Source organism: Plectonema cf. radiosum LEGE 06105, assembly GCF_015207665.1.
In the GTDB taxonomy this organism is placed as follows: Bacteria; Cyanobacteriota; Cyanobacteriia; order Cyanobacteriales; family Nostocaceae; genus Rivularia; species Rivularia radiosa_A.
In genome coordinates this window covers 1-11,685 of sequence record NZ_JADEWL010000181.1, presented here as the reverse complement: position 1 = coordinate 11,685, position 11,685 = coordinate 1, and the positions used below count along the sequence as shown (strand labels likewise).

General features: G+C 37.9%; 11 protein-coding genes. 6 read left to right on the top strand and 5 right to left on the bottom strand.

What is annotated here, in order from left to right; all coding sequences use genetic code 11:
- Positions 1 to 5: 5 nt before the first annotated feature.
- The 4 genes from IQ247_RS28850 to dnaK form a co-directional block, all read right to left on the bottom strand.
- The gene (locus IQ247_RS28850; RefSeq protein ID WP_193925239.1) at positions 6 to 278 is read right to left on the bottom strand and encodes a DUF3143 domain-containing protein; all 273 of its coding nucleotides are present in this window, start codon (positions 276 to 278) and stop codon (positions 6 to 8) included.
- Positions 279 to 474: 196 nt separating this feature from the next.
- On the bottom strand, positions 475 to 1,017 hold the full coding sequence (locus IQ247_RS28845) for a J domain-containing protein (protein ID WP_322745596.1): 543 nt from the start codon (positions 1,015 to 1,017) through the stop codon (positions 475 to 477).
- Between the two features lie 357 nt (positions 1,018 to 1,374).
- Positions 1,375 to 2,343, bottom strand: coding sequence for a DnaJ C-terminal domain-containing protein (locus tag IQ247_RS28840; protein ID WP_228060134.1), 969 nt, complete (start codon positions 2,341 to 2,343; stop codon positions 1,375 to 1,377).
- A 395-nt stretch (positions 2,344 to 2,738) separates the two neighbouring features.
- Complete coding sequence (gene dnaK, locus IQ247_RS28835) at positions 2,739 to 4,970, bottom strand: molecular chaperone DnaK (RefSeq protein ID WP_193925236.1); 2,232 nt, start codon at positions 4,968 to 4,970, stop codon at positions 2,739 to 2,741.
- Positions 4,971 to 5,243: 273 nt separating this feature from the next.
- Between dnaK and IQ247_RS28830 the strand changes: the two genes are divergently transcribed.
- From IQ247_RS28830 to IQ247_RS28810, 5 genes are all read left to right on the top strand, one after another.
- On the top strand, positions 5,244 to 6,095 hold the full coding sequence (locus IQ247_RS28830; protein WP_193925234.1) for a M20/M25/M40 family metallo-hydrolase: 852 nt from the start codon (positions 5,244 to 5,246) through the stop codon (positions 6,093 to 6,095).
- A 220-nt stretch (positions 6,096 to 6,315) separates the two neighbouring features.
- Positions 6,316 to 6,615 carry a hypothetical protein gene (locus tag IQ247_RS28825; protein ID WP_193925233.1) on the top strand — a complete coding sequence of 100 codons (300 nt, stop codon included), beginning with the start codon at positions 6,316 to 6,318 and terminating at the stop codon, positions 6,613 to 6,615.
- A gap of 144 nt (positions 6,616 to 6,759) precedes the next feature.
- Entirely contained in the window at positions 6,760 to 8,346 is a 1,587-nt protein-coding gene (locus IQ247_RS28820) for a S41 family peptidase (protein WP_193925231.1), read from the top strand.
- A 461-nt stretch (positions 8,347 to 8,807) separates the two neighbouring features.
- Complete coding sequence (locus tag IQ247_RS28815) at positions 8,808 to 9,023, top strand: hypervirulence associated TUDOR domain-containing protein (protein WP_193925230.1); 216 nt, start codon at positions 8,808 to 8,810, stop codon at positions 9,021 to 9,023.
- A gap of 157 nt (positions 9,024 to 9,180) precedes the next feature.
- Positions 9,181 to 9,513 carry a DUF3140 domain-containing protein gene (locus tag IQ247_RS28810; RefSeq protein ID WP_193925229.1) on the top strand — a complete coding sequence of 111 codons (333 nt, stop codon included), beginning with the start codon at positions 9,181 to 9,183 and terminating at the stop codon, positions 9,511 to 9,513.
- A gap of 115 nt (positions 9,514 to 9,628) precedes the next feature.
- Here IQ247_RS28810 and IQ247_RS28805 read toward each other — a convergent pair whose 3' ends face one another.
- Positions 9,629 to 10,687: an NAD(P)/FAD-dependent oxidoreductase gene (locus IQ247_RS28805; protein WP_193925228.1), complete on the bottom strand. Its 1,059-nt coding sequence runs from the start codon at positions 10,685 to 10,687 to the stop codon at positions 9,629 to 9,631.
- Between the two features lie 134 nt (positions 10,688 to 10,821).
- Here IQ247_RS28805 and IQ247_RS28800 point away from each other — a divergent pair, with 134 nt between their 5' ends.
- Positions 10,822 to 11,664 (top strand): YaaW family protein, encoded by an 843-nt coding sequence (locus tag IQ247_RS28800; RefSeq protein WP_193925227.1) that lies wholly within the window; start codon positions 10,822 to 10,824, stop codon positions 11,662 to 11,664.
- The last annotated feature ends 21 nt before the right edge of the window (positions 11,665 to 11,685 follow it).

Genomic DNA, 11,685 nt, shown 5'->3' with positions numbered 1-11,685 from the left:
CCCTCCTAGGGTCCAGAAAAAATTGCCTCTTCTATATCTTTGCGACTAAGAGAATACTTAAATGAGCGTTGGATATCTTCTCTATTGTTTCCAGCATTGATATATCGCACTGTAATTTCTTCAATGTCAAGCAAAATTTCTGCTTCCCAAGAAGGTCGGTTTACGCGCCATATATGTAAATATGTTTCGTCTTGTTGACAGCCTTTATCTTTTAACCATTGCTCAATTTGAGGAAGTGGATGATTATATAGTGGGGTTTCTGAATTTAAAAGATACATCATAATTAGTTGTTAGTTGATGGTTGATAGTCGATGGTTGATAGTTGTTAGTTGATGGTTGATGGTGGTTGGTTGTTAGTTGATGATGGTTGGTTGACTGTTGATAACTGTTAACTGTTAACTGATAGTTGATGGTTGATTGATAACTGTTAACTGATAGTTGGTTGCTGTTGCTATAATTTAGTATTTTGAGATTTTAATTATTGTGAAATTGATTGACAATATTTGATTTATTTGAGTTAATTATTTGCTGCACTACAATATCTGGCTGTTGTATATTTGTTTGAAAAGCTGCTTCACCTTTAGTTAAACCTACGGCAATTACTAAGAGCAAACATCCTAAAAAGGTTAATCCGAGAATAAATAAAGCAAAAATCTCACCTGGTGAAAGGGGGCGATCGCTAGCATCAAGGTAAGCGGATCTAGATAGATGACGAGTTTGAGAAACTGGATGATTCAGATCGGAGGGTGCTTGAATCACCGAAAAGCGGGAATAGCCAATTTTCAAGTCGTAACTCAAGCGCTTTTGGGGATTGCTGAGGGTACCGTAAGCTTCGTTAAGTTTTTGAAATTTAACGGTAGCGATCGCGGTGGGTAAATCAGTGGTATCGGGATGATAGCGTTTGCTAAGTTCTCGATAAGCACGACGGATTTCGATGGCTGAAGCTCCTGGATGAACACCTAACAAGGAATAGTAGGTAGGTTCACTGCGGCTTGGTATTGTCCGATTTTGATTCACAGCTATGTTCGTTACCTTGCGGGCAGCTTTTTCTCATATTTTAAAACAATAGCAGTAAGCATATTGGTTAGGACATCATAATTTTGCTTTTAAAGGAACAGGTAAATCCCCCATTTCTCACAAACAAGAAGGAAGTTGGAGTCAGTAGTTAGTAGTTAGTAGTTAGTAGTTAGTAGTGGGAAAATCAATTTGTCACGAATCCGCCTACCACTTACTTGTGAGAAATCCAGAAAATGTCTTAACAATTGTGGCTACTGCTATATTTTTATTATGGCAAGCGATGACAATCACCATTATATAAATAAATATTTGTGAATTTATTTGTGAATTTGAGTTTAAATTCTGCTGGGGATTGGATTATTTAATTAAATTACCGCGAGGTTTGAAAGTTTCAATTTCTCGTAACTTTTCGTAAAGTTCGCGTTCTTGGGGACTAATATTTTTAGGAGTAATGATTTGAATTTCTACGAGTTGATTTCCGCGCTTACCTTTTTCGTCAGGATAGCCTTTACCTTCTAAGCGTAACCGTTGACCTGACCTAACTCCTGGAGGAATTGTCATTTTTACTAGTCCATCTAAGGTCGGTGCTTCTACTTGTCCTCCTAAAACTGCTTCGCAGGGAGTAATCGGTACCTGACAGTGGATATCGGTGCCTTCAAGTTTAAAAACATGATGGGGTTGTACGGTAATTTTAAGGTATAAATCACCCCCACTAATGCCTTGGTTTCGCAATCGGATAGTTTGTCCTGTTACCATACCTGGGGGCATATTAACTTCTAAAGAACGTCCATCTTCAAGACGAATTCTTTCTAAACCACCTTGGTAAGCTTTTTCTAAGGGTAAAGTTAATCTTGCTTCGATATCGCGACGAGTTGGACGCGAGTTTGGAGTGTAAGCAACTTTTGTTTTTGGAGTACGAAATGGGTCAGTATTTGTACTATCCGTGTAACTACTAGATGTATTAGCTGCTTGATTTTTGACACCAAAAACTTGGTCGATAAAGGTATCAAAATTATCGTATTTAGCAGGATTGACATCTTGTGTACGACCGTTTGCTTGATTCGATGTTTTGCGCGACTTTGACCCAGCAAAACCATTTTGCTTCCAGAAAACGCTAAATTGGTCGTATTGAGCGCGTTTACTGGGGTCGCTTAACACTTCATAAGCTTCATTTATATCTTTAAATTTTTCTTCTGAGGTTTTGTCACCAGGATTGAGGTCTGGGTGAAATTGTCGCGCTAATCGTCGATAACTTTTTTTGATTTCCTCATTTGTCGCATTTTTAGATACTCCTAAAATTTCGTAATAATCCCGAAAATTTTGCAAGTTCTGCATAGTAATTTGTTTAAATGAATCGATTAATAGATTTTTTGTTTCTTAATAATTTACGTTTCGGTTGGTAATTTCAGGTCGATCACAAAGATGAAACGATTCCTAATTGGTTTTTATGGGATTTTGTGCTGGCTTTTATATTTCTATTTTGTACTCTCGTTCAGTATTAAAATCCGTATATAGAACTCCTAATTGAAAAAAAATCAGTACACTTCCCTATTCCCTAGCCCCTATTCCTTATATGGCTGCCCCACGATAGCCGCTAATAGTTAATTAAATAGGATTATTTCACTACTCATATTGTGAATATAGTGAAAAGATTAAAGGGGTGGTTTACCGTTCCACAAAGAAAAATTTATATTCAGTTGTCAAAGCTAATTTAAAAAACACTACAACCAATCATCATCCTCTTCATCCCAGTTATCTTGATAGCTCGGTTTCGCTGGTTTACGTGACGAATAACCTTTGTCATAGCTTGGGTAGCTTGAGTCGCTGTTGTTTCTGGTACCCGAATCTCGGTAGGAATCTCGACCACCATTGCGATCGCCATCTCGACCATAACCCCGGTCTAAATCCCTACCACCATAACTTTTGTCGGCATCTCTACCGTATCCCCCCCCGTCGGCATCTCTAGTACCATAACCTCTGTCGTAATCTTTGCCGTAACCTCCTCGGTCATAATCTTTTCCGTAGCCCCGATTTGAATCCCTACCGTAACCCTTGTCGTAAAAATCATCATCCCGATCTTTGTCACCGATAAAGATATCGCGGATGGTACCGAATAAATCGTCTTCTTCGTCTTCAGCGTAGTACTGACGAACTTCTTTATTTAAATCGGATAAAGCATCTTGTAAATCGGCGTAAGTTTGGTCAATACCGCGATCGTCATCTGCTTTTAAGCTATCGCGTAAATCTCGACAAATATTATCAATTCGTTGACGACGATTGCGAGCAAATTGCATTCCAAAATCCAGCGCTACTTCTCGCAGTTGTCTTTCGGCTTGTAAAATTAATGCTTCGGATTTGGTGCGTTTTTCTACTTTCTCTTTACGCTGTCTGTCTACGTCGGCAAATTTTTCTGCTTCCCGAATCGCCTGCTGAATATCAGCTTCAGTCAAGTTGGAAGCGCCTTGAATGGTAATACTTTGTTCTCTTCCTGTGGTTTTATCTAATGCCGTTACCTGTAAAATTCCGTTGGCATCAATATCAAAAGATACTTGAATCTGCGGTATTCCCCTAGGTGCGGGAGGAATGCCATACAGTTTAAAACGTCCTAAGGCTTTGTTATCGGCAGCCATTTCCCGCTCGCCTTGAACTACGTGGATTTCCACGGTGTTTTGGTTATTTTCGGAAGTTGAGAAAATATCGGAACGGCGGACGGGTATGGTAGTGTTGCGAGGAATGAGCTTTTTCATTAACCCGCCGATGGTTTCCAAGCCGATTGATAGGGGAGTGACATCCAGCAGCAATACATCTTTAAATTCACCAGCAAGAATACCGGCTTGTACCGCAGCACCAATACCCACAACTTCATCGGGATTAACATTTTGATTGGGCTGCAAGCCAATCATTCCCTCGACCAATTTTTCGATAATTGGCATTCTGGTTGAACCACCGACAAGTACAACTTCTTCGATGTCTCGCGGTGTCATTCCAGCATCTCGCAGCGCTCGTTTGACAGGAATTCGCAATTTACCCAACAAATCGTCACACATTCCTTCAAATTGGGAACGAGTCAAACGAGTTTCTAAATGTTTTGGACCATCTTGGTCGGCGGTAATAAAAGGTAAATTAATATCGGTAACGCTGACTGCCGAAAGTTCAATTTTCGCCTTTTCCGCAGCTTCCATTAAACGTTGTAAAGCTTGGCGATCGCGTCTTAAATCTACCCCTTCATCTTCAAGGAATTTCTCGGCTAACCAATCGACAATCCGCTTATCAAAGTCGTTTCCACCCAATTGAGTATCGCCGGATGTGGCTTTGACTTCAAATACACCGTCACCGATTTCTAAGATGGATACGTCAAAAGTTCCACCACCCAAATCAAATACTAAAATAATTTCGTTTTCGGCTTTATCTAAACCGTAAGCCAAAGAAGCGGCAGTTGGTTCGTTAAGAATTCGTAATACTTCTAAACCAGCAATTCTTCCCGCATCCCTGGTAGCTTGTCGCTGAGCATCATTAAAATAAGCAGGAACGGTAATGACTGCACCCGTTACAGCTTCACCTAAGTATCTACTAGCATCTTCGGCTAATTTCTTGAGAATCATCGCCGAAAGTTCTTCTGGTGCGAAATCTTTCTTAAGACGAGGACAAACAATTTTAATATTACCAAATTCGTCTTTGCGAACTGTATAAGGAACTCGTTTCGATTCTGGATTTAATTCCGAATATTTGCGTCCCATAAAACGCTTGATGGCAAAAAAGGTATTCTGAGGATTGAGAACAGTTTGTCTGCGTGCCATTTGTCCCACAACCTTTTCGCCGTCTTTGCTAAAGCCCACAACGGAGGGAGTGGTTCGCATTCCTTCTGCATTGGCAATAACCACCGGCTTGCCACCTTCCATCACGGCGACTACAGAGTTTGTTGTACCCAAGTCGATGCCTACTACCTTGCCCATGCCCTACGTTTCTCCTAGTATCTTTTATAAATATATGTTTAGAAGTAATGCTTGATTTATTGTATCTTGCAGTTGAGGAATACATTGTCAACCTTCATAAGCAAAAATCAAGTCTGAAATTGGAAATAATTTAATTAATCTACAATTTATCTACAAAACAAGCGATTAACAGCCCTACTTGATTTTTTCACCCAATCAGGTAATAAATGTACCTGAAAAAACATTTGTTAATTTATGCTTCATCCTTTATCCTTCATAGTTCTTGGTTAATCCGTGGATTTAAAAAAACAACTCGTTGCCCATCTTATCCAAATAACACGAGAACGTGACCCTTATTTAGCTACAGGGGGACATTTCTTTGTTCAAGAATACATTCGTGCTTCTTTTTCACAATGGGGAAGTGTGGAAATCCACACCTTTAAAGTTGGTAGCAAAGTTTGTGAAAATCTGATCTTGAATTTACCTTCAGATTCTAAATCTGGAAAGAGTAATTTATCACCTATTTTAATTGCAGCTCATTATGATGCCGTGCCGGGAACTCCTGGTGCTGATGATAATGCTACCGGAGTAGCGGTTTTATTAGAACTCGCGAGAATTTTTGCTACACAGCCCACAAAGTATCCGTTGCGACTCGTGGCTTTTGATATGGAAGAATCTGGTTTGTTGGGTAGCAGTGATTATGTCGCAAAATTGCGACGAGAAAAGCAAAAATTACGTTTGATGATGTCTTTGGAAATGTTAGGTTATTGCGATGCAAATCCGGGGACACAAAATTATCCTGCTCCATTTTTAGAAAGATTTTATCCGAATACAGGTGATTTTATTGCTTTAATTGGTAATTTCAAAACTCTCCCCGATTTATTTCGACTCCGCAACAGTTTTTGTCAAAGTGGAACTAAGAGTGAATTTTTACCAGTTGTGAATCAAGGTAAAATTGTTCCTCCGACAAGACGGAGCGACCATGCACCATTTTGGGATGCCGGATATCCAGCGATAATGGTGACAGATACTTCATTTATGCGAAATCCTCATTATCACAAGCCCAGCGATAAAATTGGGACTTTGGATTTAGATTTTTTGACGGGGGTTTGTCGGGGTTTGGAAGTAGGGATAAGGAAATTGTGATTAACAAGGTAATTATATTGTAATTACTCTTTTTCCGCTGAAAGATTACCTAAAAAAAACCGTCCTAGACGCAGCGTTAGCGGAGCGTGTCCGTAAGCACATAAAGTGTGGTCTTGGGGGTTTCTCCCCACGAACAACTTTTCAAGCTAGAGAGCACGGAGGAAAGAGATTTCATAGAGGTAGCTAATTTTAGGGCGGGAAGGGAGTAAGAAAAAAATATTTGGCAATTAATAAGACTATGATTTGCTCTTCAAATGAAAGAGATACTCTGAATAATCAGGGTATAAAAGTTGGTGTAATTGAAATTAAAGGAGGAACCGATCCAGCAGGGGCGCTTGAACGTTATGGTGCTGCAAAAAAATCTTTTGAAGAAGCTTTTCGCATAAATCCAGAAGTTAATACTCGTATTGAAAACGATTCTACAATATCTACTTATTTTAATTTAACTGAAATATTAACTGAGCAGAAATTACAATACAAAAATTTTATTCAAGAAGTGTTTTCACTATTACAACAGTAATAAAATAAAAAAAAATCCTACAGCTAGATAAATTAAATCATCCGGTTCGCAATTACAAAATTATTAAAACTTTAACGTTGAAAAATCAGGTTGTGTCACAATAGCGGTATTATTTATAACACAGACTGCAAGGAGTAAACAACTATGGCTGATTATAAGCTAGATCGTGTAGTCGCTGCGATGGGGTTGACGGAAGAACAGAAAAAGCAAATTATTGAGCAGTCGATTCGAGAAGAAAGAGAAGAAATTGTTGAACAAGCTTTAAGTTTTATCGAAAATATATACGTTCATTTACCTCTGAAACGTGCGAGAAATGCTGTCGATCCATTACAGCGTTTGAAGTTACTTAAATATCGGTTGGTGAAGATGAATGAACTTAATTTTCAGCAAGAAATGATAAGCATATTTACAGAGTTAAGAGATTTACAGACAGTTTATCTGCCTCCGATGCCTTATCAATCGATCAATTTTGTTTTACCTTTTCTGATAGATGAATTCTATGAAGGTAATCAAAGATTTTACGTTGTTTCTCATGTCAATGAGGATTTTGAACATCCCAATTTTCACAAAGGAGTGATAATTACTCATTGGAATGGTATACCTATTGAACGTGCAATTGAGTTAAATGGTATACGAACTTATGGTAATAATGAACGCTCAGGTAGAATTCATAGTTTAAATTCGATGACGGTTCGTTCGGGAAGTAAATATTTGGTTGCCGATGAAGAATGGTTATATATTTCTTATTTAACAGCAAATCAAGAACATTACGAACATCGTTTTCAATGGCAAACTTGGAATTTACCAGCAACTCAAGTTATTGGTAATTCTAAAGTATATGGCTCTTTAGGAGTTGATTTTGAAGCTGTAAAATTACAGAAAATTAAGAAAAGTTTGTTTGCTTCAATTGCTAAACGGGATAATCAGATATGTGATGAAACTGATTTTAAATGGAGTATTTATAGTACTGACTCTGGTGAATTTGGCTATATGAAAATTCCCAGTTTTATGATTTATGATAGACAGCAATTTATTCAAGATTTGATTCGTGTTTTGGAAGAGTTACCTAGAGATGGTTTAATTATTGATGTTCGCGGGAATAGCGGTGGATATATTGAAGCCGGTGAAATGATTCTGCAACTTTTCACGACAAATAAAATTCAACCAGCATTATTTCAATTTATTAATACACCGACAACTCTAAAAATAGCATCAGAACCTTGGAAAAGTTCTATTGAATGTTCTCTTGATACAGGTAATGTTTATTCTAGAGCTTATCCTATTAGCGGAAATTCTGATTATATTGATGAGATTAATCAATACGGAAAAAAATATTTTGGTCCCGTTATTTTGATAACCGATACATTATCTTATGGTGCTACAGAGATATTTGCAGCAGGATTCCAGGATAATGCTATTGGACCAATTCTTGGTATTAATGGAAATACTGGTGGTGGTGGTGCAAATGTTTGGGAATATGATGATTTATTCCATCCTTTAGATTTTTCTCCTCTACCTCGAAATGCACAAATTACCATGGCTGTAAAACGTTCGCTGCGTGTGGGAAATCACAATGGTTTTTCCTTAGAAGATTGTGGAGTTATTCCTGATTATATTCATCATATGACTCGCAATGATGTTTTAAATGGTAATGTCGATTTGATTGAAAAATCTACGAGTATTTTGGCAAATATGAAAGGATTACATCATTTACCTTTAGAAGTATTTTAAACGGGTTCATGATGTAGAGACGTAGCACTGCTACGTCTTTTTGTCTGGCAGATAACCCTAAATTTTTGTATTGTTGTCTGGCAGATAACCCTAAATTTTTGTATTGTTGTCTGGCAGATAATGCTGAATTTTGGTGTTTTGTCTGGCAGATAATGCTGAATTTTGGTGTTTTGTCTGGCAGATAATGCTGAATTTTGGTGTTTTGTCTGGCAGATAATGCTGAATTTTTGTATTGTTGTCTGGCAGATAATGCTGAATTTTGGTGTTTTGTCTGGCAGATAATGCTGAATTTTTGTATTGTTATATGTTTGGTAACAGCGTAAATGGGAGGAGACGTAGCAGTGCTACGTCTCTACATTAGTGATTTCATCTATCTACAGAATGATGTCTACAGAATGATGTTTTTTTTAATAATGTATTTAAAATATTTATGTAATAAAACTCAAATATGAATTAAAAAAATGAGTGAAGAATTAAAAAAAGGTGATCAAGTGCAGTGGAATACTGCTCAAGGTAAAACTACTGGTGAAGTTAAAAAGAAGTTGACTTCAGAAACAGATATTAAAGGACATCATGTTGCAGCTTCAAAAGATAATCCGGAATATTTAGTTGAAAGCGAAAAAAGTGGCAAAAAAGCGGCTCATAAACCTGAGTCTTTAGAAAAAGTAGAGGAATAATATACAAACAGGATTTACGCACGGACTACGTATTTACGTCATTATTCGCTGCGCGAAGTAATCACCTTTATGTGCGGTTGATCGCAAAGCCTTATTTATCGTGACGAGTGCGTAAGTTCTAACAAAAAATATTTGTCGTATTCTTGATTTTTAACTTATGAGTAAGGATACAAAAACGGTAATTGAAGAATTTAATCATGCTGTAAATATGACAGCAAAACAATTGGAATCTTGGTTGGGAACTGAGGAATCTCAATCAGTTGGACAAAAAGATGATGGTGATGATGAATCAAAAGGACATAAGTCTGGTAAGCAGATTATCGACATTTTGCGAAAGAAAAAAGAGGATTACAATGATGAGGATATATCGCATATGAAGAAAGTTGTTAGCTACGTTCATCGTCATTCTGCACAGAAACCAGATGGTAATATTGAAGAGACTCCTTGGCGTTATTCGTTAATGAATTGGGGACACGATCCGTTGAAATAAAGTTTAGCATCTGTTCTAAAACACAATCATCGTAAATCAGAAGTCGGGTTTTTAGCTGAAAATATCTCTCAGGCAAGACAATCATCATAAAAACCCGACTTCTCTGCTGACTCGCTTACAAAGCATCAAGAAAATCAATCCCTGGTAATTCGCGCTGCTCAAGTTGACTGTTAATATATTCGGCTGCGGCAATTCCAGAAAGCATTGCACTTTCAATTAGATTTCCACCACACCAATCTCCGCAACATACTAACGGTAAAGGTGTTTCTGCTGCTAAACAAGATTGTTTAATTGGGGTTTTGGGAAAAGCATATCTCCACCGATGTACTTGCATCCATTGGGGATTTTTCAACCACTGTAATTTTAAAGTGGAAGCAGCATTTTCTAGTATTTGTTGTCCAACTTGTTGTAAATCTACTGATTCAAAGTAACGTTGAGCGAAATCAGCACTACTGTGAATCACAAAATGTGGTTGTGCGGGATTTTTTCGTTTGCTACTATCTAACCCAATCCATCCCAAAATAGAGTTGTCTTTAAATGTAATTGCTTTCCATTCTGGAAGTTGCGGTAATGAATCCGGATATCCTGCCATGACTGTCAAACTAGGGTCAAATTCCACACTAAGTAATTTTTCTAGAAAACGATTATTTAACAATTCTACTGATGCTTCTAATAACATCACAGCTTGAGGTGCAGGAATCGCAATCACTACAGATGAAGCTGTAAATTCTTCGTTAGTATCGCTGGTTAAAAACCATTGATTTTGAGAATTAAAAGTAATCGAATTAACACGTTGATTGTGAATTATTTCTAAGCTTTGTGTGAGAAATTTTGCGATCGCATTCATTCCAGACGGTGCAATGTAGGGAAGAGATGATGGAATGTTAGGGATAATAGATGAAGAATTAGCTTGTATTTCGTGAACAGTTTTAGTCCAAACTTCTAACTCACCTTTTTCAATGAGTAAATTTACTAAACGTTGTAAAACTTCACCTTTTGGTTTGAGATAACAAGCACCATGATCCGCTTGTGTTTCAAATAAACGACGGGTAGCAACTCTTCCACCAACACCACGAGATTTATCTATTACCCTTACTGAATATCCGGCTTGCGTTAATTGCTGAGCGCAAACTAAACCCGACATTCCGGCACCAATTACAGCAACATTAGTCATTAGTCAATAGCCTACTATATATAATTATCAGTTTTCTACAGTCTTACAAAGGATTACCAATGAGTGCCGAAAGCTAATAGTAGAATAAAGTACGGGAAAAAACTAATGTAAGAAATCTAAGGGAGGAAGGGAAATTGGATGAATTAAGGGTAGCGCTAGAGTTAGCTACTGAAGAAGAATTGCAAGATTTAACTGCAATTTTATTTAGTCGTAAGTTTAATCCTTTGGATTACGTGCAAACACCAGATCCGATAGAAGTGCAAAGTCAAAGTCGTCAAGCTTGGTTGGATACACTTGAGGAACGTTTTCGCTTTTTAGCCGCTCCTGGAATGACAGTATTACAGGGACGTAGCAAACAGGTAACTTATCGTGAAGCTTTGTTACAAGTCTGTAAATATTTAAAAATTCCTTATTCTGACGAGTTAACAACCGTAGATTTAGAAGCTGAAGTGTTTCTGCATCTTTTAGGAAAAGTTTGGAACAAACTACCTGCGGGAGAAAAAAGAAAGTTAACCGAAAAGGTACAGCAGCAGTTAGTAAAATCGGAACTCAAGGAACCTTTACCTTTGACTTTACAAAAAGACCCCTTGGGTTTAATTTTTAAAGGTGGTAGTGCTTTAGCTGTGACTTCGGTGATTCAACCAATGTTACTCAAGCAAATTACTCGTCAGTTTGCTACTCATTTAGCTACTTATCAAGTTGCTAAACAAGCTGCAATTAAAGGTGGAACTGTCGCTGCAAAGCAATTTCAAGGTTATGCAACTGCACAAATAGCCCGTCAGGGTATGGCTGTAAGTGCAGCACGTTATGGTGCCGTCAGAAGCGTATTTGCATTTGTAGGGCCGATGATGTGGGCTTGGTTTTTCGCCGATTTAGGATGGAGGGCGATCGCCACAAATTATGGTCGAATTATTCCCACTATCTTCGCTTTGGCTCAAATTCGTCTGACAAGGGATGAATATTGGGAAATGGCTTAGGAAGTGGACAAGGGGATGGGG